Here is a 23,288-nt window from a genome sequence, read left to right on the forward strand (position 1 = left end):
GGCGCGTTTTTTTGTGGCATTTTCTCCCGAATTGCGTACATAATCGCCAGCAATTGATACGCATCACATAATTACAGCGTCGCCGCAGACAGGCGCGTCTGAATCAGCTACTGGCATTGACTCAACGGGCATCATGATCACGCGTCGACACTTTCTTTTGGGCTCCGGAGCACTTCTCCTCTCTATGACTGCGGGCAAACTCTTTGCGCGCGACGAGGTGATCCCGCTGTGGCCGGATGAGCCGCCGGGCGGCGGCGGGCCGTCCGGGCCGCTGCGCGTCAACAAACACGGCTCCTGGTCCAACATCGTCAGCCCGACCATTCAGCGTTTTAAACCGGAAAATCCCAACGGCGAAGCGGTGCTGATCGCGGCGGGCGGCGGCTACAAGTTTATCGGCATGGGCCGCGAGGCCTGGCCGGTGGCGCGCTGGCTCAACAGCAACGGCTATACCGCCTATGTACTGAGCTATCGGCTGCCGGAAGAGAAGTGGCAGGCGGGGCATCTGGCGCCGCTGCAGGACGCGCAGCGCGCGATTCGCCTGGTGCGTTCGTTTGAGCGCAAAGTGCATGTGCTGGGCTTTTCCGCCGGCGGACATCTGCTCGGCATGGCGGCGGCGCGGCCTGAATTCCGCTCCTATGAGATTCAGGATGAGCTGGACCATGTGGTGCCAAAAGTCGACAGCGTCGGGCTGATCTATCCGGTGATCACCCTGGAAGCGCCCTATACCCATACCACCACGCACCGCATTCTGGTGGGCAACGGCGCAACGCCGGTAGAAGAGGCGAACTGGTCGGTACAGAACTACGTGACCCGCAGCTATCCGCCGACCTTTCTGGCGCAGGCGGAAGATGACCACATCTCTAATCCCTACAACACCGAGCTGATGCGCGATACCTGCCGCCGCAATCGCGTGCCGGTCGAACTGATCGAGATCAGCCGCGGCGGCCACGGCTTCGGCCTCGGCCAGGCCGGGACGCCCGCCGCGCTGTGGGATCAGGCCTACGTGCGCTGGCTCGACCGTCTCGGCTAATCAGGTCAATATGCGACGGCCGTCGGGCTGCGGCAGCGGCGGCAGCGGGAAGTCGTCGTTCATTTCACGCAGGCTGCGCTCAATGCTGACGCACAGGGCGTTTAGCGGCAGATCGTTGGCTTCGACGCCAAAGGGATCCTCCAGCTCCTCCGACACCGATTCCAGCGCCAGAAAGGTGTAAGAGATAAACATCGACACCAGCGGCGTCATGCCGTGCAGATCGCTTACCAGCGCAAACGGCAGCAGGGTGCAAAACAGCGAGACCGTGCGGTGCAGGATCAGCGAGTAGGCGAAAGGGATCGGCGTGGAGGCGATGCGCTCGCAGCCGCCCAGCACCTGCGACAGATGATTGAGATTTTCATCCATGCTCTGCCAGAGAATATCGGACACCTTGCCCCGCTGACGCTGCTCGCCCAGCCATTTACCCAGGCACAGCAGCGCGCGGCTGGCAGGCTGCGGGCTGCTCAACACCTCATCGCGCCAGCGTGGCGGCAGCAGACGCGTCAGATCCTCACGCGCGTCGCTGTTGCGCAGCTGATGCTTCATGCTGAAGCTGAACGCCATCTGCAGCCCCGCACATTCCCGCGCGTGCGCCTTGTCCAGCGGCACGCTCTTGACCTGACGCAGCAGCGAGCGATGGGTAATCAGCATGCCACCCCACAGCGTGCGCGCTTCGGTAAACCGCGCGTAGCTGGCGTTATTGCGAAAGCCGAGAAAGATCGCCAGCGCCACGCCGAGCAGGCTGAAGGGCGCAGTTTTCAGGTGGACGCCGAGCGATTCGTACCACTGAAAGCAGACGATGGCGACAATCGACATCACCAGGTTTAGCGACAGGCGGAAGCCAATTTTCGGCAGCACCGAACCGTGCCAGCCCAGCAGCCGACGGAACCAGTGTTGGTAGGGACGAACAATCATAGTGAATGCGATGTAGAGGTTATTTTCGTGGTGTAAGCCTACGCCGACAGAGGAATAAACGCGAGTTTTGCCGCTTTCTTCTGAAAAAGGTCATTAATATCAGCTATCTAAAATAATCTTTAATAACTTGTGAAATTCTTTCCGTTATCTCTTAACAGGCTGGCTGCGTAAAGTTCATCTCAACGGAAACACAACATTCAAACCCTTTGAGAGGAACTACATGATGTCTAAATTCGACCTGCTGGACCCGCAAAACTCAACGCTGATTTTCATCGACCACCAGCCGCAGATGTCTTTCGGCGTCGCCAATATCGATCGTCAGCAGCTTAAAAATAATACCGTTGCCCTCGCGAAGGCCGGAAAAATCTTTAACGTGCCGGTGATCTACACCTCGGTCGAAACCGAAAGCTTTAGCGGCTATATCTGGCCGGAACTGCTGGCGGTGCACCCGGAGTCGAAGCCGATTGAGCGCACCTCGATGAACTCCTGGGAAGATGCGAAATTTGTTGAAGCGGTGGAGAAAACCGGGCGTAAGAAGCTGGTTATCTCTGCGCTCTGGACCGAAGTCTGTCTCACGTTTCCGGCGCTGATGGCGTTGAAAGAGGGCTACGAAGTCTATGTGGTGACGGACACCTCTGGCGGCACCAGCGTCGACGCCCACGAGCGCTCGATGCAGCGCATGGTGCAGGCCGGCGCGATCCCTGTGACCTGGCAGCAGGTGCTGCTTGAGTATCAGCGCGACTGGTCACGCAAAGAGACCTACGACGCGGTGATGGATCTGGTGCGCGAGCACAGCGGCGCCTACGGCATGGGCGTCGATTACGCCTACACCATGGTGCATAAAGCGCCGGCGCGTCAGGCCTGAGCGCGACAGAGTAAATAATCCGTGGGAGAGGGCCACTTACCGGCTTTCTCCCTTTATTATCTGTGAGTTACCGGTCTCGCTAATGACTCTTTTTTATCGCTGTGGCAGGCTTTGCGCAGGTTTTTTCAGAGCCAGCAAAGATGAAGAAAAAGAGCACGCCGACTCCGCACGACGCCGTCTTCCGCCAGCTTCTCAGCCAGCCGGACGTGGCGCGCGACTTTATGGAAATCCACCTTCCGCCTCAGCTCCTTGCGCTCTGTGACCTCAGCACGCTCAGGCTGGCCTCCGGCTCTTTCGTGGAGGATGATCTGCGCCCTTACTTCAGCGACGTGCTCTACAGCATGAAAACCCGCAGCGGCGGCGACGGCTATGTGCAGGTGCTGATTGAGCACCAGTCGACGCCGGACAAACAGATGGCGTTTCGGCTGCTGCGCTACGCGGTGGCGGCGATGAAGCGTCACCTCGACGCCGGACATAAGACGCTGCCGCTGGTGATACCGGTGCTGTTTTACGCCGGCCAGCGCAGCCCTTACCCCTGGTCAACCTGCTGGCTGGACGGGTTCGCCGACCCGGCACTGGCCGCCGTGCTTTACGGCAAGGCTTTTCCGCTGGTCGACGTCACCGTCATTCCTGATGATGAAATCGTGCAGCATCGTCGTATGGCGGCGCTGACGCTGCTGCAAAAACATATTCGCCAGCGCGATTTAGCGGAGGTAATGGACCTGCTGGTGGCTGCTTTGCAGGCGGACAAATCTTCATCACAAACACGCTCGCTGGTAAACTATATTATTCAGGCAGGCGAAACCACAGACGCCGACGCCTTTGTTCGCGTACTGGCACAGCGAATGCCGCAACAGAAGGATACACTGATGACTATTGCAGAACAGCTTAAGCAGGAAGGCAGGCTTGAAGGAAAGCTTGAAGGGGAGCGTGAAGGCACACTTAAAGTCGCACTCAGCCTGCTGAAAATGAAAATGCCGCGCGAGGCAATTATGCAGGCTACCGGGCTGTCGGAAGAAGAGCTAAATCGCATTCAGTCAGCCTGACGATCCCTGGCTTCGCCGCTACGCTTAGGGCCAGCATCCGCTGGCCCCTCTGTCCGCGCCAGATCAGCGCATCGTCACAAACTCTTCCGCCGCCGTCGGGTGGATCGCCACCGTATTGTCGAAATCTTTTTTCGTCGCGCCCATCTTCAGCGCCACCGCAAAGCCCTGCAGCATCTCATCCATACCCGAACCGATGCCGTGAATGCCGACGATCTTCTCCTCCGCGCCGACACACACCAGCTTCATGCGGCACGGCTGCCGGTGCTGCGTCACGGCGGTGTACATCGCGGTAAAGGACGATTTATAGATTTTCACCTGATCGTCGCCGTACTGCTCGCGCGCCTGCGGCTCGGTCAGGCCCACGGTGCCAATCGGCGGATGGCTGAACACCACGGTTGGAATGTTGCTGTAATCGAGATGCTCGTCCGGCTTGTTGTTGAACAGGCGCTCTGACAGACGACGACCCGCCGCAACCGCGACCGGCGTCAGCTCTACCGCGCCGGTGTTGTCGCCCACCGCATAGAGGCCGCTAACGTTGGTGTTCTGGTATTTGTCGACCTTGATATAGCCTTTCTCGTTCAGCGCCACGCCGGTTGCCGCCAGATTCAGGTTGTCGGTTTCCGGTTGGCGGCCAATCGCCCAGACCAGACAGTCGACGGTCTGCTCGCGCCCATCTTCCAGCTGCAGCGTCAGGCTGCCGTCGGCGTTCTTCACCACCGCTTTCGGCACGGCGTGCGTGTGCAGCGTCGGGCCTTCGGCGTTCATCACCTCCACCAGCGTGTCGGTGATCAGCGGATCGAAGCTGCGCAGCGGCGCGTGCTTGCGCACAAACAGGTGCGTTTCTGAGCCGAGCGCGTTCACTACGCCCGCCAGCTCAACGGCGATATAGCCGGCGCCGATCACCGCGGTACGCTTCGGCAGCGCGTCCAGCTCGAAGAAGCCGTCAGAGTCGATGCCGTACTCAACGCCAGGCACGTCGGGATGGCTCGGACGGCCGCCGGTGGCGATCAAAATATGGTCGGCGGTGATGCGCTCGCCGTTGACTTCCACGGTATGCGCGTCAACAAAGCGGGCGAAGCCCTTGATCACATCGACGTTGTTTTTGCCCAGCACGTTATCGTACGAGGTATGGATGCGATCGATGTAGGCGCTGCGGTTTTTCACCAGCGTCTTCCAGTCGAAGTGGTTTACCGTAGTATCGAAGCCGTAATCCGGGCCGTACTGATGAATCGCCTCGGCGATCTGCGCCGCATGCCACATCACTTTCTTCGGAACACAACCCACGTTCACGCAGGTGCCGCCCAGCTCTTTGGCTTCAATCAGGGCGCATTTCTGGCCATACATGGCGGCACGGTTAATCGAGGCGATACCGCCGCTGCCGCCGCCAATGGCGAGATAGTCATAATGTCGTGTCATGGTGTGTCCATCCGGTTGCGAGAGTTTGGTCGGGATTGTAACGCTGAGAGGCGAGACGGCGCAAAGATTGCACCTATGATTGTAATAGGGTTGAATCCTCTCATCACTGACAGGGAAGCATAGCATGCAGCTTACATTTCTCGGCACCGGCGGCGGCGCGCCTAGCCTGCAACGCAACGTCACCGCCATCGCCTTTACCCATTCGCCGCGTGGCGACACCTGGCTGTTCGACTGCGGCGAAGGGACGCAACTGCAGTACATGCGTTCGCCGCTCAAGCCGGGCCGCATGAACAAAATCTTTATCACTCATCTGCACGGCGACCATATCTTCGGCCTGCCCGGTCTGCTGACCAGCCGGTCGATGGGCGGCATCACCGAGCCGCTGACGATTTACGGACCTGAAGGCATCAAACGCTTTGTCGACACCGCGCTGTCGCTGAGCGGCTCCTATACCGACTATCCGCTGGAGATCGTCGAGATTGAGGCGGGGCCGGTGCTTGACGACGGCGAGTTCCGCGTCAGCGCCTGGCCGCTGGTGCATCCGCTGCCCTGCTTCGGCTATCGCATTGAGCAGCACGATAAGCCGGGCTTTCTCGACGCCGCGCGTCTGAAAGAAGAGGGGGTGCCGCGCGGGCCCTGGTATCAGCAGCTAAAAGCGGGAGAGCGCGTGACGCTGGAGGATGGACGGGTGATCAACGGCGCGGACTATCTCGGCCCGGCGACCCGAGGCAAAACCCTGGCCATTTTTGGCGACACCGCGCCGACGCCGACGGCGCTGCAGCTGGCGGCAAACGTCGATTTAATGGTGCATGAAGCCACGCTGGAGGCGGCGCTGCAGGTGAAGGCCAACGGGCGCGGCCACTCTACCACGCTGCAGGCGGCGCAGGTGGCGAAAGAGGCAGGCGCGAAGCGCCTGATCGCCACCCATTTCAGCTCGCGCTATCTGCCGCGCGACATGCCGCGCCTGCTGGAGGAGTGCCGCTCGATATTTCCCGACACCGAGCTGGCCTCCGATCTGGCGGTGTTTACGCTGTAGCGGTTTATTCCGGCACGATCTGTGTGACGGTGGCGTGGCCGGTTCCGGCAGGCACCAGCTTCTGATGCAGCCAGGGCAGCAGCTCGTTCATCTGCTGCGCCAGCTTCCACGGCGGGTTGATCACAATCATGCCCGACGCGGTCATGCCGCGCTGGTCGCTGTCCGGGCGCACCGCCAGCTCAATCTGCAGGATATTGCGAATGCCGGTCGCCTCCAGATCGCGCAGCATATGCTTGATCTGCTGGCGCAGCACCACCGGATACCAGAGCGCGAACACGCCGGTGGCGAAGCGCTTGTGGCCCTCGTGAATCGCTTTCACTACCGCCTGATAGTCGCTCTTCAGCTCGTAGGGTGGATCGATCAGCACCAGGCCGCGACGGGTCGGCGGCGGCAGTTTCGCCTTCAACTGCTGGTAGCCGTCGGCGCGCTCGACGCGGGCGCGGCTGTCTTTCAGAAACTCGCCGCGTAGCAGCGGATAGTCGCTCGGGTGCAGCTCGGTAAGCTGCAGCTTGTCCTCTTCACGCAGCAGATGGCGCGCGATCAGCGGCGAGCCGGGATAGTAGCGCAGCGTGCCGTTGGGGTTGAGGTCGCGAATGGCGTTGAAGTAAGGCTTCAGCAGCGCCGGCGCGTCCGGCTGCTGCCAGATGCGGGCGATCCCCTCCAGATATTCGCCGGTGCGTTCGGCGTGCTCGCCGCTCAGCAGATAACGGCCTGCGCCAGCGTGGCTGTCGAGGTAGAGGAACGGCTTTTCTTTCTCTTTCAGCGCGCTGATGATCAGGCTCTGTACGGTGTGTTTCAGCACGTCGGCGTGGTTGCCGGCGTGAAAACTGTGGCGATAGCTCAGCATAACAGTGGGGATTCCGCGGTTGGCGTAAAAAGGCGTACTGCAAGTCAGCGAGATTATACCTGCTGAAGGGGAAAAATGCTGGCCGATTCTCCGTCGCGGCCTTGTCCGTGTCGTTTCTTCGCCGCTCAGCCTGGGGCGGCATTGATTTTCGCTACACTTAACCGCATGTTAATACGATTGCGTTGCGCGCCCCGCGCGCCCCATACATTGAACAAGGACTGCGCTATGACCAATCCGTTACTCCAGCCTTTTACGCTGCCGCCTTTCTCCGCTATTCAGCCTGAACATGTGGTGCCCGCCGTGACCGAGGCGCTGAACGAATGTCGCGCGGCGGTGGAAAAAGTGGTGGCGCAGGGTGCGCCCTACACCTGGGACAATCTGGTGCAGCCGCTGGCCGAAGTCGACGACCGCCTTGGCCGCATCTTCTCGCCGGTCAGCCATCTTAACTCGGTGAAAAACAGCCCAGAGCTGCGTCAGGCCTACGAGCAGACGCTGCCGCTGCTGTCGGAATACAGCACCTGGGTCGGCCAGCATGAAGGGCTTTATCAGGCCTATCGCGATCTGAAAGAGGGCGAGAGCTTCGCCGCGCTCGATCTGGCGCAGCAGAAAGCGGTCGACAACGCGCTGCGCGATTTCGAACTCTCCGGCATCGGCCTCGATAAAGAGAAACAGCAGCGCTACGGCGAGATCGCCGCGCGCCTCTCCGAGCTGGGTTCCGCCTACAGCAACAACGTGCTGGACGCCACCATGGGCTGGAGCAAGCTGATCACCGACGAGAGCGAACTCTCCGGCATGCCGGAAAGCGCGCTGGCGGCGGCGAAGGCGCAGGCCGAAGCCAAAGAGCAGGATGGCTGGCTGCTGACGCTGGATATCCCGAGCTATCTGCCGGTGATGACCTACTGCGACAACGCCGCGCTGCGCGAAGAGATGTACCGCGCCTACTCGACGCGTGCTTCCGATCAAGGCCCGAACGCCGGCAAGTGGGACAACGGCCCGATCATGGCGGAAGAGCTGGCGCTGCGTCACGAGCTGGCACAGCTGCTCGGCTTCGACTCCTACGCCGACAAATCGCTCGCCACTAAAATGGCGGAAAACCCGGCGCAGGTGCTCGACTTCCTGAACGATCTGGCGAAGCGCGCCCGTCCGCAGGCGGAAAAAGAGCTGGCGCAGCTGCGCGCCTTCGCCGAGAAAGAGTACAGCGTCAGCGAGCTGAATCCGTGGGATCTCACCTATTACGGCGAAAAGCAGAAGCAGCATCTCTACACCATCAGCGACGAACAGCTGCGCCCCTACTTCCCGGAAGCGCGCGCCGTTAACGGCCTGTTCGAGGTGGTGAAGCGCATCTACGGCATCACCGCCAAAGAGCGCACCGACGTCGACGTTTACCATCCCGACGTGCGTTTCTTCGACCTGTTTGACGAGAGCGGCGAGCTGCGCGGCAGCTTCTATCTCGACCTCTATGCGCGCGAGCACAAGCGCGGCGGCGCCTGGATGGACGACTGCGTCGGCCAGATGCGCAAAGCGGACGGCACGCTGCAGAAGCCGGTTGCCTATCTGACCTGCAACTTCAACCGTCCGGTAAACGGCAAGCCGGCGCTGTTTACCCACGACGAGGTCACCACGCTGTTCCACGAATTCGGTCACGGCCTGCACCATATGCTGACGCGCATCGAAACCCCAGGGGTGTCCGGCATCAGCGGCGTGCCGTGGGATGCGGTCGAGCTGCCGAGCCAGTTTATGGAGAACTGGTGCTGGGAGCCGGAGGCGCTGGCCTTTATCTCCGGCCACTATGAAACCGGCGAACCGCTGCCGAAAGAACTGCTCGACAAGATGCTGGCGGCGAAAAACTATCAGGCGGCGCTGTTTATCCTGCGTCAGCTGGAGTTCGGCCTGTTCGACTTCCGCCTGCACGCCGAGTTTGACCCGGCAAAAGGCGCGCAGATCCTCGACACCCTGCGCGAAGTGAAAAAGCTGGTGGCGGTGGTGCCGAGCCCGGAATGGGGCCGTTTCCCGCACGCCTTCAGCCATATCTTTGCCGGCGGCTATGCGGCGGGTTACTACAGCTATCTGTGGGCGGACGTGCTGGCGGCGGATGCCTATTCGCGCTTCGAAGAAGAGGGGATTTTCAACCGCCAGACCGGCCAGTCGTTCCTCGATAACATCCTGACGCGCGGCGGATCGGAAGAGCCGATGGAGCTGTTTAAGCGCTTCCGTGGCCGCGAGCCGCAGCTGGACGCGATGCTGGATCACTACGGCATCAAGGGATAACGGCTGCAGTGAAGATCTGTTTGATTGATGAATCGGGCGCCGTCACCGGCGCCTTGTCGCATCTGGCGCAGCGCTGGCAGCTGGAGCATGACGACGCCTGCGCGCTGGCGCTGGTGCAGACTGCGACCCATCTGGAGCTGCGCAAGCGCGACGAGCCGAAGCTGGGCGGCATTTTCGTCGACTTCGTCTCCGGGGCGATGGCGCACCGGCGTCGCTTCGGCGGCGGACGCGGCGAGGCGGTGGCGAAAGCGGTCGGCGTGAAGAGCGGTTACCTGCCGGACGTGGTGGACGCCACCGCCGGACTAGGGCGCGACGCCTTCGTGCTGGCGGCGATCGGCTGCCGCGTGCGCATGCTGGAGCGCCATCCGGTAGTGGCGGCGCTGCTGGATGACGGGCTGCAGCGCGGCTATCAGGACGCGGAGATCGGCGGCTGGCTGCGCGAGCGGCTGACGCTAATCCATGCGCCGAGCGCGCAGGCGCTGGGCGATATTTCACCTGCGCCAGACGTGGTCTATCTCGATCCGATGTATCCGCACCGGCAGAAAAGCGCGATGGTGAAAAAAGAGATGCGGGTGTTTCAGTCGCTGGTGGGCGCCGACGAAGACGCCGATGCGCTGCTGGAGCCGGCGCGCCGGCTGGCGAAGAAGCGTATTGTGGTGAAGCGGCCTGACTATGCGCCGCCGCTGGCGGGGGTCGCGACGCAGTCGGCGGTAGTCACCAAAAGCCATCGCTTCGATATCTATCCGCCGCTCAATCCTTAAAAGATAAAAAAGCCGGTCAGCACCGGCTTTTTAGCATCGCTACGCTGTGTCGCTTACTCGTCATCCGCGTCGCGCAGCGGAACAATCAGCATATCGATATGCACCGTGTTGATCAGCTGGCGTGCTGACGACATCAGCTTGCTCCAGAAATCCTGATGGTGGCCGCATACCACCAAATCCACATCATATTTTTTAATCGCGTCTACCAGCACCTGGCCCAGATCGCCGCTGCCGCTCAGGGTCTCGCTAATTGGGTAGCCTGCGGCATCCGACAGCCCGCGCAGCGCCGTGTGCGTCTCTTCCGAGATGCGCTTCTGCATATCGCCCAGGTTGACGTCGATCAGGCCGGTATAGAGATCGGAATAGTTGACGTCGACGTGGATCAGCGAGATTTTGGCGTCGTAGGGACGCGCCAGCGAAACGGCTTTATCCACCAGCAACTGGCTTTCCGGGGAAAGGTCTACTGCAATCAGGATATGTTTATAAGCCATGATATAACTCCTTTCACAAGATTCAGGACGGCAACCTGTCTTCCTGTCGCGTTATTGCCTGCGCAATCCTTTACGCGAACGGGCGATATGTGTCACCAGATGGTCTGTCGGCGGTGGCGACAGATTATTGTTATGCCATCAGTATAGCGGCGACGGTGAGCAAATGCTTCCGTACCGGCTTCGGTTGTGAATGAGATCAAGGCTTATCGTCTTTTTCACTCGCCGCGAACGAAAATCATCGCTGGAAAAAAATGAAAATCTTCTCCTACACTACAAATTAACGGTCACTCTTACCTGGCACTGACCGCTTAAGCTTGGCAAATAAAGAGATCTGTTCAGGTCATTCAGTGGTTGGCTTTTTCCCGTGGAGCGTAAAGCGCAGCCGCGCTAAACCTGTCTCTGCGGCTCCAGCCGGGAGGGATATATGATCAGCACTATCGCGCTTTTCTGGGCTCTTTGTGTGGTGTGTATTGTGAATATGGCGCGCTATTTTTCTTCTTTGCGCGCGCTGCTGGCGGTGCTGCGAGGCTGCGATCCCTTGCTCTATCAGTATGTTGACGGAGCGGGTTTCTTTACGTCGCACGGTCAGCCGAGCAAACAGGTGCGGCTGGTGCGCTATATTTGGGCAAAGCGTTATCTCGATCATCACGACGACGAATTTATTCGTCGCTGCGAGCGGGTGCGCGGTCAGTTTATCTTAACCAGCGCCTTATGCGGACTGGTGATCCTCAGTCTGATCTGCCTGGCGATCTGGCATTAGCGATAAAAAAAGGGCGACTCGCGTCGCCCTTTTTTATGCAGCCGGTGGGTTACACCAGCTTAAGCGCCAGCCAGTAGAGGCTGCCTGACAGCACAATACACACCGGCAGCGTAAACACCCACGCCATAGCGATGTTCTTGATGGTGCGGCTCTGCAGCCCGCCGCCGTCGACCAGCATGGTGCCCGCCACCGACGACGACAGGATATGGGTGGTCGAGACCGGCATACCGGTGTAGCTGGCGATGCCGATAGAGACCGCCGCAGTCACCTGCGCCGACATGCCCTGCGCGTAGGTCATGCCTTTTTTACCAATCTTCTCGCCGATGGTGGTCGCCACGCGACGCCAGCCGATCATGGTGCCAACGCCGAGCGCCAGCGCGACCGCCATGATAATCCAGACCGGCGCGTACTCGATGGTGCCCAACAGGTCAGTTTTCAGCTTGCCGAGGAAGCGCTTATCGTCGGCGCTGGTTTCCGGCAGCTTGGCGGTTTTATCCGCGGTGTCGGCGATGCAGAGCAGCAGACGACGCATCTGGCTACGCTGTTCGACGTTGAGCTGGTCATAGCTTTGCAGGTTGCTATTCAGCAGGCCCTGAGCGCGCTGCACCGCCTGCAGCACACGGGCGCTGTCGCAGTGGAACTCTTTAGGACCAGACGGCGTCTCTTCCGGCGTCGGCAGCGCAGGCGGCGCCATCTGAATGACGTGCGTCAGCGCGTCGCCGTGCTGCTGATAATACTGTTCGAGATGGTTAACCGCGTCGCGCGTACGGGTGATGTCGTAGCCGCTGGCATTCATGTTCACCACGAAACCGGCTGGCGCGACGCCGATCAGCACCAGCATGATCAGGCCAATGCCTTTCTGACCGTCGTTAGCGCCGTGCGAGTAGCTGACGCCGATCGCCGAGACGATCAGGGCGATACGCGTCCAGAACGGCGGCTTTTTCTTGCCGTCGATTTTTTCGCGGTCGGCCGGCGTCATATGGATGCGCGCGCGTTTTTTGGTGCTGCTCCAGTAACGACGCAGCAGGAAAATCAGGCTGCCCGCGATGATCAGGCCGACAATCGGCGAGAGGATCAGCGACAGGAAGATGTTGATGACTTTGGGGATGTTCAGCGCGTCGATCACCGAGGTGCCGGTCATCAGCGCGTTGGTGAGGCCGATGCCGATAATCGCGCCAATCAGCGTGTGCGAACTGGAGGCCGGCAGGCCCAGATACCAGGTGCCGAGGTTCCAGATAATCGCGGCCAGCAGCATGGAGAAGACCATCGCCAGGCCGTGCGCGGAGCCGACATTCAATAACAGATCGGTAGGCAGCATATGCACGATAGCGTAAGCGACGCTTAAGCCCCCGAGCAGTACGCCAAGGAAGTTAAATACGCCCGCCATCACCACAGCAAGCTGCGCGCGCATGGCGCGGGTATAGATAACCGTTGCAACTGCGTTGGCCGTGTCGTGAAAGCCGTTGATTGCTTCATAAAACAACACAAACAGCAGGGCAAGAACCAGTAACAGGCCGGTAGTGAGGTCAAGACCAGCGAACAAATGTAGCATAAACATTACGCCATTTTTGAGGACATGAGCGCGGCGCATTATCTGCGACAACACACTGTATGGGAAAGCAAAATATAGTCTTGTTTTGACTTAATTATGTCGAAAAACGCGCTGTTTAGTCTAAAAGCGTCGTAAAACCAGCAGGTTACAATATGACATAATTACGACAAGTTTTTGACGCTGGCGTCGCGCAGAGCAGACCACTACAATCAGCGCCTTTCAAGAGAGGCAGGGTAACAGCAGTGGACAAGTTTGACGTTATTATCATCGGCGCCGGCGCGGCAGGACTGTTTTGCGCGGCGCAGGCCGGGCAGCGAGGCCGACGCGTGCTGCTGCTGGATAACGGCAAAAAGCCTGGCCGTAAGATTTTGATGTCGGGCGGTGGCCGCTGCAACTTCACCAATATGTACACCGAACCCGCTGCCTATCTGTCGCACAATCCGCACTTCTGCAAGTCGGCACTGGCGCGCTACACCCAGTGGGATTTTATCGATCTGGTTAACCGCCATCAGATTGCGTATCACGAAAAGACGCTGGGGCAGCTCTTCTGCGACGACTCGGCGGCGCAAATCGTCGAGATGCTGATGGCGGAGTGTGAAAAAGGCCAGGTCCAGCACCGTCTGCGCAGCGAGGTGTTGAGCGTTACGCGCGATGACGCGGGCTATACGCTGCAGCTCAACGGCGCGTCGGTGCAGGCGGAGAAGCTGGTGATCGCCAGCGGCGGACTCTCAATGCCGGGTCTTGGCGCCACACCGTTCGGCTATAAAATCGCCGAGCAGTTCGGTCTGAAGGTCTTCCCGACGCGCGCCGCGCTGGTGCCGTTTACCCTGCATAAGCCGCTGCTGGAGCGACTGCAAACCCTCTCCGGCGTGGCGCTCGACACCACCATCGAAGCGCAGGACGGCACGCTGTTTAAAGAGGCGATGCTGTTTACCCATCGCGGCCTTTCCGGTCCGGCGGTGCTGCAAATCTCCAGCTACTGGCAGCCGGGCGAGCAGATCACCGTCAACCTGTCGCCCGCCACGTCGATAGATGAATTCATTGATGCGCAGCGCGCGGCCCATCCGAATCTGAGTCTGAAAAACAGCCTGGCGAAACTGCTGCCGAAGCGCCTGGTGGAGGTGCTGCAGGAGATGGGGCAGGTGCCGGACGTCACGCTGAAGCAGCTCAACAGTAAACAGCAGGCAGAACTGGCGCAGACGCTGCATCAGTGGCGTGTGCAGCCCAACGGCACGGAAGGCTATCGCACGGCGGAAGTGACGCTGGGCGGCGTCGACACCACGCAGCTCTCCTCGAAAACCATGGAAGCGCGGCAGGTGCCGGGGCTCTATTTTATCGGCGAAGTGGTCGACGTCACCGGCTGGCTGGGCGGATATAACTTCCAGTGGGCGTGGAGTTCCGCCTGGGCGTGCGCGCAGGCGGTTTAAGCCTGAGCATGGGCACTAACAACCGCTAAAACCTCTGGCCGCAAGGATGCGGCTTCTCTCTTTCTCGCTGGCTACCGCTTCGCTAATTCACTGAGCGGCAACACTTTTAGACTAATCCCTACTGGCGCGTTTGGCGCCTGGATTTCATACTTCTGATTTATCACAGAGGAGATCCGCCCCTAATGCTCACCTTTTTGCGTTCCCTGTTTTCCAGCCCCGAAAGCTTTATCAGAGGTATGTCGCGTCAGGATATCAATGACTCTATCGCCGACGGCGAGCGCATTATTATCGACGAAGACGGCAACGCCTCGGTAAACGTGCTGAGTGAGGAAGTGCATGAAGATTTCGCCCGTCACGTCGACACGTTAAAAGGAGTTTAAGATGGGGACGGCAATATTTATGGTGCTGATGGTCTGCGGCTACTGGTACACCAGCCGCGATCTCTCCAGCCGCTTCAAGGTCCGCCGCAGCATAGGCTGGGACGTCTATTTTCTGGTGGCGCTCTACGGCTGTATCTTCGTGCTGCAAGGAATGCTGGCGACCGCCATTATCTGGCTGCTGTTGCTGATCGTCTCCAGCACCGCCAATGCGCTGCAGGTGATACCGGGCGAACATCTGCGCTGGCAGATGGAGTTTATGAACTGGAGTTTCCTCGGCATTCAGGCGCCGGTGGTGGTGATGCTCGCCTTTGCGGTAGGGTTCTGCATGTACCGCTCTAACTGGTCAGAAAGCGCGCGCCTTAACAGCAGCGGCCGCAAAGACCTCTATCAGCAGCTCTCTAAATCGAACGGCGTGGAACAGCTGCTCTATCAGTGCATGCAGGAAGGGGAGCTGGCGTGGATCACCCTGAAATCACGCCGCATCTATATCGGCATGGTGCACGCCGCCACCTTCGAGTATGAAAACACCGCCAATATCGTGATCATCCCGATGCTCAGCGGCTATCGCGACAGCAAAACGCTCAGCATGTCGATTGAGCACAACTACAGCCGCTGGTACGCCGAGCACAACATTACGCTCACCTCGGAACCGAAAAACGCCATGGCGTTTCGTAAAGTGCTGATGGTGGATCAGATCGAAAGCCTGTCGCTGTTCGATCCGGCCAGCGCCAGCTCGCTGGCGATGACGCACTATGACGGCGTGCCGATGGAAGTGCACGGCACCTTTAATCCAGATTCTCCGCCGTAAACAGCCGCAGGGCGACTTTGCCCTCTTCATAAACATCGGGCTGGTAGCCGCTCTCCAGATGACGCAGCAGCAGGTCAATAGCCAGGCGCGCGTGCTGCTGTGCGTTCTGATCCAGCGCGAAAGCGAGTTCGTCGTTGCGCAGCAGCCGGCGCGTCACCGAATAGAGTTCATGCGTAATATAGCCGCAGCGGCCCAGCAGCTGATGCGCGCGCAGCGTTTCGCTGACTTCGCTGTTGCCCATACCGGTATTGTAGAGGCCTGCGACGTGCTGCGACTGCGCCAGACTGCTGTCCAGCAGCGTGCGGATGGTGTCACGCTGATCCAGGCCAAACAGCACCTCACGCAGATGGCGCTGCGGCGCGCGCTGCATCATCACCTCGCGAAAGCCAGCGATACGCTGGCGATGCGCCCAGTAGTCAAAGCGGCCGCTCACCATCACGATATCGCCCGGCTGATTGACGACTTTGCTCATCAGCAACCCGGCGGTGCGGCCCGCCTGATACTGATCGATGCCGACATGGCAGAGTCGCTCGGCGTCGGGCAGGTCGGTGACGATGGTGATCACCGGCACGCCGCGGCTGCGACACAGCGCCAGCGCGCGATAGATGGGCGGATAGTCGTGGCCGAAAACAATAATGCCGTCGCGCGTGGCGCTACGCGCGATAATGCTTTGCGCCAGCTTCTCCGGCTGTGACTCCGCCACCAGCGTTTTATGCAGGGTAATGCGACGGTAGCCCAGCTCGCCCGCTACCTCGCCGAAATAGCGCACCAGCTGCTGGAAAAACGACGAGCCGTTATTGCTGAGAAACACCTCAATCTGCCACGGATGGCGATACTCTTCCGGCAGCAGCCGCTTCAGGCCGACGTCGCGCGCCGCTTTTAACACCTTGCGCGTGGTCTCCGGCGAAACGCCGCCGCGTTCGTTTAATACCCGATCGACCGTTGCGATGCCGACGCCCGCTAATTTTGCCACCATCTCAAGGGTGAGCTTTTTCATTGCTGCTCCACGCATGACCTTATTTGTCATGCTGTTACCACCGCGCGCCCGATAATACTGCTGTTTATTCAGCGAGCACGTAATAGATCCTGACGATATCGGCGCTATTTTAATAACCGCGCTGACCGTTGCGCCAGCGCATTTTGATGAAATTTCATGTCGCGGGTTAAATGCAGGCCAAAGCTGGTGAAAAAGCCAGCGAAAAAACACGCTTTAATCACGTAGAGAAAGCATTTTGCGCCGTTCGCCAGCGCGATGCTAAATAGTAGTGCAAAGTATGATGTCTTTAACTGTATAATAATAAATAAAATTATGCATTTTATGATGGCTTTTCATCAACGCTGCGCTTTCCGAAAGTACGTTAAAAATTTATGATTATTTTGTTGTTAATAAATGGATAACGATTTTTTTGATGTTAACAATCAATCTCTGACTAAAAACGTCTTTTCCGTTTTCAGACGTAAATTCTACTAAAAATAAAAAAAGCTGCCGCCAGAATTTTATTCCGGCGGGCAGAGAAGGCTATGTCATCAATAATTGCATTGAGCAGGCTCTTCATACCGTTAAATAAATTAATGTGATTAATTCGTTGGCAGGGAAAATATGAAACGCAGAGAGTTTCTCACCTCCGTGGCTGCCCTGGGCGTGGCATCATCGCTGCCCATGGCCAAAGCCGAAACCGTGCAGGGCGGTCAGCCCTGGGAACCGGGCAAAATCAATACGCCGCCCGCGCCGCGCAAAGGCGGTCTGCAGTATCTCACGCAGCAGGAATTCGACACCGTTGGCGCTATCGCCGAACGCTTTATCCCCGCCGACGAACTGAGCATCAGCGGCAAGGAAGCGGGCTGCGCCACCTTTATCGATCGCCAGCTGGCGGGCGACTACGGCAGCGCGGCGGCGATCTATCGACTAGGGCGCTTCGTCAAAGGCACGCCAGAGCAGGGGCCGCAGTCGCCGCTGACCCCCGCGCAGCGCTATCGTCAGGGACTGACCGCGCTCGACGCCTACACGCAAAAAACCTTCCACCAGCCCTTTGTCGCGCTGAACGGCGAACAGCAGGACGAACTGCTGCGCCGGATGGAGGCTAATCAGCTCGATCTGGGAGCGGACGTCGAGACCAAAGTCTTCTTCGAACTGCTGCTGCAGAACGTGCGCGAAGGCTTTTTGTCCGATCCGATTTACGGCGGCAACAAAGAGATGGCGAGCTGGAAAATGATCGGTTTTCCCGGCGCGCGCTACGACTTCCGCGACCTGATTGGCAAGAAAGGGAAGAAGCTCAACATCATCCCCACCAGCCTGATTGACAACACCCTTTGACTCTTCAGTCTGACTGAGCAGTGAGTTAACACATGCAAAATATTCGTCCAAAAGCTGACGCTGTGATCGTCGGCCTGGGTTGGTGCGGCTCGTTGATTGCCGAAGAGCTGACCCGCGCCGGCCTGAACGTGGTCGCCATCGAACGCGGCCCCTGGTTTGAAACCGCGACCGATTTTCCACCCTCTATCGACACTGACGAGCTGCGCTGGGATACCCGCCGCAGCATGCTGCTGCCGCCTGCGGTAGAAACCACCACCTTTCGTAATAACCGCAGCGAAACCGCGCTGCCGACGCGCGAATGGAACCTGAACGAACTGGGCTACAACGTCGGTGGTTCCGGCACCCACTGGGCAGGCATGGCCTGGCGCTTTACGCCGTGGGATCTGCAACCCTATACCCAGACGGTTGAGCGCTACGGCAAAGAGAAGATCGCCAAAGGGCTGATCCTGCAGGACTGGGGCGTCACCTACGACGAGCTGGAGCCGTTTTACGATCGATTCGAGAAGATCGCCGGCGTCTCCGGCAAAGCGGGCAGGCTTAACGGCGAAATCGTGCCTGATGGCAACCCGTTCGAAGGCAACCGCAGCAGCGACTATCCGCTGCCGCCGCTGGAGAGTACCCGCCTGACCGATCTGTTCCGCGACGCGGCGAAATCGCTTGGCCAGCATCCCTTTATGGTGCCCGCCGGCCAGACCTCGCGCGCCTACGTTAACCCGCTCGGCGTGCGCATGGGCCCATGCACCTACTGCGGCTACTGCCTCTACTACGGCTGCGGCAACTTCTCGAAATCCAGCCCAAACGCCTGCGTCATTCCGGCGCTGATGCAGCGCGAGAATTTCACCGTGCTGACCGATTCCGCGGTGGTGCGCGTCAATAAGGCGGAAGACGGCAAAACCGCCACCGGCGTCACCTATATCGATAAAAACAAGAAAGAGTGGGTGCAGCCGGCAGATATCGTCATCCTGTCCGCTTTCCAGATGCAAAACGTGCGTCTGCTGCTGCTGTCGAAAATCGGCCAGCCTTACAATCCGGAAACCAAAACCGGCACGGTGGGGCGCGCCTACAGCTTCCAGACCGTTTCCGGCGCCAGCCTGTTCTTCGAAGATGAATACCTGAACCAGTTTATCGGCGCAGGCGCGCTGTCGCAGCAGGTGGATGACTGGAACGGCGATAACTTCGACCACAGCGATAAGGACTTTATTGGCGGCGCGGGCATTCTGGTGGTCGCGCGCGGCGCGCGTCCCATCGGCAACGCCGACGCGCTGCCCCCTGGCACGCCGCGCTGGGGCAAAGCGTGGAAAAAGGCCTATACCCACGCCTTCCAGAACGCGACCTTTATCTTCGGCCAGGGCACCAGCTTCTCTCACGAAGATTACTACCTCGATCTCGACCCGGAATATAAAGACGACAACGGCAACCCGCTGCTGCGCGTCACCTTCGACTACAACGACAACGACCGCCGCTCGGCGAAGTTTATCGAAGAGAAGAGCGTTGAGATCGGCAAGGCGATGGGCGCAAAAACCGTCATCGGCACCAATTCGGCGGCGGGCAAATATTCGCCCTACAACTTCGCCAGCGATCACACCATTGGCGGCGCGGTGATGGGCACCGATCCGAAAACCAGCGTGCTTAACCGTTATCAGCAGAGCTGGGATATGCACAACCTGTTTGTGCTGGGCGCCTCCTCGTTCCCGAACAACGCGGGCTACAACCCAACCGGCACCATTGGCGCGCTCAGCCTCTGGACGGCGAAGGCAATTGTCGATCGTTACCTGAAAAATCCCGGCCCACTGGTGAAGGTGTGATATGAAAAAAACAACCCTTGCGGGCGGCGCGGCGGTGATCGCAGGCATTATCGCCGCGGGCCTGCTGTGGCAAAACGGCGATGCCTCGGCCGATGATGTGGCGAACAACCAGACGCTGACCAGTCAGCCGCCTGCGGCAACCGATGCCGCTGCGGTGGCGCGCGGCCGTTACGTGGCGATCGCCGGCGACTGTGTGGCGTGCCATACCGCGCCGGGCAGCAAAGAGGCCTTTGCGGGCGGCTACTCTATCAGCACGCCCTTCGGCGGTATCTTCGCCAGCAACATTACGCCGGATAAAGAGACGGGCATCGGCAGCTGGACCGAGCGTGACTTTTACCGCGCGGTGCGGCACGGCAAAGGCAAAGAGGGCGAGCATCTCTACCCGGCGATGCCCTACAACGCCTACGTGAAGGTCAGCGACCAGGATATGCACGATCTCTGGATGTATATGCGCTCGGTGAAGCCGGTGCGCTACAAGGTGCCGGAGACCAATCTGGGCTTCCCCTATAATATCCGCCTGGCGATGATGGGCTGGAACCTGCTGTTCTTCCGCAACAGCGGCTTTGAAACCGATCCGGGCAAATCCGCGGAGTTTAATCGCGGCGCCTATCTGGTGGAGGGGCTGGAGCACTGCGGCGCCTGCCATACGCCGAAAAACCTGCTCGGTGGCGACACCGGCGACTATCTGCAGGGCAGTAACCTTAGCGAGTGGCACGCGCCGGATTTGACGTCAAATCGCACGGTCGGCATCGGCAGCTGGAGTAAAGAGCAGATTGTGGACTACCTGAAGCTGGGCAGTAACCACGTCGCGGTGGCGTCCGGCCCGATGGCGGAAGCGGTCACCAACTCGACGCAGCACCTCAGCGACGCCGATTTGCGTGCCATCGCCACTTATCTGAAGGCGCAGCCCGCCTCTGCGACGCAGCCGCCGTCGCCGCAGCCGCGCGACAGCGCGCAGATGAAAACGGGCGAGAACGTCTACAGCGCCAACTGCAGCGCCTGTCATAACAGCGACGGCAAAGGGATCCCGAACCTGGCCGCCAGCCTGGCGAACAATCCTGGGCTGCTGGCGGACGACGCCTCCTCCATCATCACCACGGTGCTGCAGGGCGGACGCGGCGCGGTCACCCAGGGCAACCCCACCAGCGGCGCCATGCCGAGCTTCGCCTGGAAGCTGACGGACGATCAGGTCGCGGCGGTCTCGACCTATATCCGCAACAGCTGGGGCAACGCCGCGACGCCGGTGAAGGCTGATGAAGTGGCGGGCAAGCGCAGGCTGCTGCAGCTGCCGGACCAGATGGCGGCACACTAAATAAAGGGGCGGCGCGAGCCGCCTTTTTTACACCCCGTGCGCCTGCCGCGCAGCTTCCCGCGCCAGGCTCTAAGCTGTGTAGGTCACTTCATCAGAGAGGAACGGATATGGCAGGCAAAGCATTAGTGATCGGCGCATCGCGCGGCATTGGTCTGGCGGTGGTTAAGGCGCTGGCGGCAAAGGGCTGGCAGGTCACTGCCACCTGGCGCAGCAGCGCGCCGCAGGCCGACGCCCGGTGGTACGCGCTGGATATGACTCACCAGGATGAGGTGCGGCAGCTGGCGGCGCAGCTTAAGGATGACACTTTCGATATCATTCTGATCAACGCCGGTATTTCAGGGCCGTCGCATCAGAATCTGCTGCAGAGCAGCGACGACGAGCTGGCGCAGCTGTTCCTGACCAACACCATCGCGCCGGTGCGCAGCGCGGAGACCCTGCTGCCGCTGCTGGCGAAGCAGAACGGGGTGATCGGTTTCACCACCTCGATTCTCGGCAGCCTGAACGAAAACGATACGGCGGCGCTGCCGATCTACTCCGCCAGTAAATCGGCGCTCAATATGCTGAGCCGCGCGCTGCTGCCGCAGATTAACCAGCATCAGGCGACGCTGCTGTCGCTGCATCCCGGCTGGGTGAAAACCGATATGGGCGGCGAATCGGCGCCGGTCACGGTGGAGCAGAGCGGTGAAGGGCTGGTGCAGCAGCTGGAGGCGTATCGCGGACGCGGCGGCCATCACTATGTGGACTACGCCGGGCAGCTGTTGCAGTGGTAAATCAGGGCGCGCCAGCGCCTTTTTTGCATCTGTAGCGGCGAAACACTACACTCGCGGCAGAGTCTGACAAGGAGTAATTATGTCTCAACCCGTTCAGCGTAAGCCGCTGCCGCTGCCAGGCGGTCACAATAAAGTGCTGTTGCACTCCTGCTGCGCGCCCTGTTCCGGCGAAGTGATGGAGGCGATGCTGGCCTCCGGCATCGACTACACCATCTTCTTCTACAATCCCAATATCCATCCGCTGAAAGAGTATGAGCTGCGCAAAGAGGAGAATATCCGCTTTGCCGAGCAGTTCGGCGTGCCGTTCGTTGATGCGGACTACGATCGCGACAACTGGTTTGCGCGCGCAAAAGGGATGGAGTGGGAGCCAGAGCGCGGCGAACGCTGCACCATGTGCTTCGATATGCGTTTCGAGCGCACCGCGCTCTACGCCCATGAGCACGGCTTTCCGGTGATCACCAGCTCGCTCGGCATCTCGCGCTGGAAAAACATGCAGCAAATCAACGACTGCGGCGTGCGTGCCGCCGCGCGCTATCCCGATATGCTCTACTGGGAATTTAACTGGCGTAAGGGCGGCGGTTCAGCGCGCATGATTGAAATCAGCAAGCGCGAGCGCTTTTATCAGCAGGAATATTGCGGCTGCGTTTATTCGCTGCGCGACAGCAATCGTCATCGCGTGGCCAGCGGGCGCGAACGAATTAAAATCGGCGTGCAGTATTATACGCCGGATGAAGAGTAGCGAAATAAAGGGCGAAGCAATCGCCCTTTATTATTGACGGCAAAAGAAAAAATCAGCGCAGCTCATTACAGGCCTCAGCGGCGTCGAGATGGCGAATATCCAGACGCGCCGCCGTAAAACGTTTGTTATCGCGGGCGACGGGCTGCGCCTGACGACAGAGTTCGCAGGGATTAATATTGCCTTCCAGCTGTGCCTGGATATGCGGATCCAGCTGTCGCTTACGACAGACGTACGGCGTACAGCCCATCACCTGCTTAAAGGATCGCGTAAAAGATTGCTGGCTTTCAAAATGGTATTTCACCGCCAGCGTAATAATCGGCGTCGAACTGCTTTTCAGGGCGTGAACGCAGGCGGCCAGCTTGCGTTTACGGATATAGCGCGCCAGGGTTTCGTTACGGCAGCGCGCAAAAAGCTTCTGTAAATACCATTTTGAATAACCCGATTTTTCAGCGATATCATCGATGCTCAAACGCTGGTCGAGATGGCTATTGATCCACTCGGTAATGCTATCAATCACTTCTTCGTTATATTTTTTCTGACCCATGACCCACCTCATCAAACAGTTGCGCATAGTGTAGAGAAGTTAATCTTTCGCTATACGCGGCTTCAGTAAAGAAATATCAGAAAATGCATGTTTATTTTTTTGCAAGAGGAGCGAAATAGGGTTTTTTTACCAAAAAAAGAGGTGTGTTGTTTTTAAGTTGTGAAAATTAAATAAAAGCCCTAAATAAAGGTTAATGGCTTGC

Annotated in this window: 22 protein-coding genes; 15 read left to right on the forward strand and 7 right to left on the reverse strand. The window is 59.2% G+C overall.

Annotated elements, in window-relative coordinates:
• The first annotated feature begins 133 nt into the window (after positions 1-133).
• On the forward strand, positions 134-1,030 hold the full coding sequence (locus tag MC269_RS00770) for an alpha/beta hydrolase (RefSeq protein ID WP_081136672.1): 897 nt from the start codon (positions 134-136) through the stop codon (positions 1,028-1,030).
• On the opposite strand, the gene MC269_RS00775 is transcribed toward MC269_RS00770, so the two are convergent.
• Positions 1,031-1,945, reverse strand: coding sequence for a bestrophin family protein (locus tag MC269_RS00775; RefSeq protein WP_239953401.1), 915 nt, complete (start codon positions 1,943-1,945; stop codon positions 1,031-1,033).
• 223 nt (positions 1,946-2,168) lie between these two features.
• On the opposite strand from MC269_RS00775, the gene MC269_RS00780 reads away from it, so the two are divergent.
• Positions 2,169-2,810 carry a hydrolase gene (locus MC269_RS00780; RefSeq protein WP_239955044.1) on the forward strand — a complete coding sequence of 214 codons (642 nt, stop codon included), beginning with the start codon at positions 2,169-2,171 and terminating at the stop codon, positions 2,808-2,810.
• Positions 2,811-2,950: 140 nt separating this feature from the next.
• On the forward strand, positions 2,951-3,856 hold the full coding sequence (locus MC269_RS00785) for an Rpn family recombination-promoting nuclease/putative transposase (protein ID WP_239953402.1): 906 nt from the start codon (positions 2,951-2,953) through the stop codon (positions 3,854-3,856).
• A gap of 63 nt (positions 3,857-3,919) precedes the next feature.
• Here MC269_RS00785 and gorA read toward each other — a convergent pair whose 3' ends face one another.
• Positions 3,920-5,272 (reverse strand): glutathione-disulfide reductase, encoded by a 1,353-nt coding sequence (gene gorA, locus MC269_RS00790; RefSeq protein WP_239953403.1) that lies wholly within the window; start codon positions 5,270-5,272, stop codon positions 3,920-3,922.
• A gap of 124 nt (positions 5,273-5,396) precedes the next feature.
• On the opposite strand from gorA, the gene rnz reads away from it, so the two are divergent.
• Positions 5,397-6,308: a ribonuclease Z gene (rnz, locus tag MC269_RS00795; protein WP_239953404.1), complete on the forward strand. Its 912-nt coding sequence runs from the start codon at positions 5,397-5,399 to the stop codon at positions 6,306-6,308.
• A 4-nt stretch (positions 6,309-6,312) separates the two neighbouring features.
• Here the strand turns inward: rnz and MC269_RS00800 are convergent, their stop codons facing one another.
• Positions 6,313-7,155, reverse strand: coding sequence for a 23S rRNA (adenine(2030)-N(6))-methyltransferase RlmJ (locus tag MC269_RS00800; protein WP_239953405.1), 843 nt, complete (start codon positions 7,153-7,155; stop codon positions 6,313-6,315).
• Positions 7,156-7,380: 225 nt separating this feature from the next.
• Between MC269_RS00800 and prlC the strand changes: the two genes are divergently transcribed.
• Positions 7,381-9,423 carry an oligopeptidase A gene (prlC, locus tag MC269_RS00805; RefSeq protein WP_239953406.1) on the forward strand — a complete coding sequence of 681 codons (2,043 nt, stop codon included), beginning with the start codon at positions 7,381-7,383 and terminating at the stop codon, positions 9,421-9,423.
• Between the two features lie 8 nt (positions 9,424-9,431).
• Positions 9,432-10,184 (forward strand): 16S rRNA (guanine(1516)-N(2))-methyltransferase RsmJ, encoded by a 753-nt coding sequence (rsmJ, locus tag MC269_RS00810; RefSeq protein WP_239953407.1) that lies wholly within the window; start codon positions 9,432-9,434, stop codon positions 10,182-10,184.
• A gap of 53 nt (positions 10,185-10,237) precedes the next feature.
• Here rsmJ and uspA read toward each other — a convergent pair whose 3' ends face one another.
• Positions 10,238-10,675 carry a universal stress protein UspA gene (uspA, locus tag MC269_RS00815; protein WP_081136391.1) on the reverse strand — a complete coding sequence of 146 codons (438 nt, stop codon included), beginning with the start codon at positions 10,673-10,675 and terminating at the stop codon, positions 10,238-10,240.
• Between the two features lie 424 nt (positions 10,676-11,099).
• Here uspA and uspB point away from each other — a divergent pair, with 424 nt between their 5' ends.
• Positions 11,100-11,435 carry a universal stress protein UspB gene (gene uspB / locus MC269_RS00820; protein ID WP_081136393.1) on the forward strand — a complete coding sequence of 112 codons (336 nt, stop codon included), beginning with the start codon at positions 11,100-11,102 and terminating at the stop codon, positions 11,433-11,435.
• Positions 11,436-11,484: 49 nt separating this feature from the next.
• Here the strand turns inward: uspB and pitA are convergent, their stop codons facing one another.
• Complete coding sequence (gene pitA / locus MC269_RS00825) at positions 11,485-12,987, reverse strand: inorganic phosphate transporter PitA (RefSeq protein WP_081136654.1); 1,503 nt, start codon at positions 12,985-12,987, stop codon at positions 11,485-11,487.
• A 242-nt stretch (positions 12,988-13,229) separates the two neighbouring features.
• Between pitA and MC269_RS00830 the strand changes: the two genes are divergently transcribed.
• From MC269_RS00830 to MC269_RS00840, 3 genes are all read left to right on the forward strand, one after another.
• Positions 13,230-14,414, forward strand: a complete 1,185-nt coding sequence (locus MC269_RS00830) for an NAD(P)/FAD-dependent oxidoreductase (RefSeq protein ID WP_239953408.1) — start codon at positions 13,230-13,232, stop codon at positions 14,412-14,414.
• 182 nt (positions 14,415-14,596) lie between these two features.
• The gene (locus MC269_RS00835; RefSeq protein ID WP_081136399.1) at positions 14,597-14,794 is read left to right on the forward strand and encodes a hypothetical protein; all 198 of its coding nucleotides are present in this window, start codon (positions 14,597-14,599) and stop codon (positions 14,792-14,794) included.
• 1 nt (position 14,795) lies between these two features.
• Positions 14,796-15,602, forward strand: coding sequence for a hypothetical protein (locus MC269_RS00840; protein ID WP_239953409.1), 807 nt, complete (start codon positions 14,796-14,798; stop codon positions 15,600-15,602).
• On the opposite strand, the gene MC269_RS00845 is transcribed toward MC269_RS00840, so the two are convergent.
• Positions 15,580-16,599: a LacI family DNA-binding transcriptional regulator gene (locus MC269_RS00845; RefSeq protein WP_081136403.1), complete on the reverse strand. Its 1,020-nt coding sequence runs from the start codon at positions 16,597-16,599 to the stop codon at positions 15,580-15,582. The genes MC269_RS00840 and MC269_RS00845 overlap by 23 nt on opposite strands.
• 603 nt (positions 16,600-17,202) lie before the next feature.
• Between MC269_RS00845 and MC269_RS00850 the strand changes: the two genes are divergently transcribed.
• The 5 genes from MC269_RS00850 to MC269_RS00870 all read left to right on the forward strand — a co-directional run bounded on the left by MC269_RS00850 (position 17,203) and on the right by MC269_RS00870 (position 22,542).
• Positions 17,203-17,916, forward strand: coding sequence for a gluconate 2-dehydrogenase subunit 3 family protein (locus MC269_RS00850; RefSeq protein WP_239953410.1), 714 nt, complete (start codon positions 17,203-17,205; stop codon positions 17,914-17,916).
• Between the two features lie 32 nt (positions 17,917-17,948).
• Positions 17,949-19,721 carry a GMC family oxidoreductase gene (locus MC269_RS00855; RefSeq protein ID WP_239953411.1) on the forward strand — a complete coding sequence of 591 codons (1,773 nt, stop codon included), beginning with the start codon at positions 17,949-17,951 and terminating at the stop codon, positions 19,719-19,721.
• Position 19,722: 1 nt separating this feature from the next.
• Positions 19,723-21,033: a c-type cytochrome gene (locus MC269_RS00860; RefSeq protein ID WP_239953412.1), complete on the forward strand. Its 1,311-nt coding sequence runs from the start codon at positions 19,723-19,725 to the stop codon at positions 21,031-21,033.
• Between the two features lie 107 nt (positions 21,034-21,140).
• Positions 21,141-21,803, forward strand: a complete 663-nt coding sequence (locus MC269_RS00865) for an SDR family oxidoreductase (RefSeq protein ID WP_239953413.1) — start codon at positions 21,141-21,143, stop codon at positions 21,801-21,803.
• A 79-nt stretch (positions 21,804-21,882) separates the two neighbouring features.
• A complete protein-coding gene (locus tag MC269_RS00870) occupies positions 21,883-22,542 on the forward strand; it encodes an epoxyqueuosine reductase QueH (protein WP_239953414.1) in 660 nt (219 codons plus the stop codon).
• Between the two features lie 52 nt (positions 22,543-22,594).
• On the opposite strand, the gene MC269_RS00875 is transcribed toward MC269_RS00870, so the two are convergent.
• A complete protein-coding gene (locus tag MC269_RS00875; protein WP_239953415.1) occupies positions 22,595-23,086 on the reverse strand; it encodes a helix-turn-helix domain-containing protein in 492 nt (163 codons plus the stop codon).
• Between the last annotated feature and the right edge of the window lie 202 nt (positions 23,087-23,288).

The sequence above is a fragment of the Pantoea sp. Z09 genome (assembly GCF_022394795.1).
In the GTDB taxonomy this organism is placed as follows: Bacteria; Pseudomonadota; Gammaproteobacteria; order Enterobacterales; family Enterobacteriaceae; genus Pantoea; species Pantoea latae.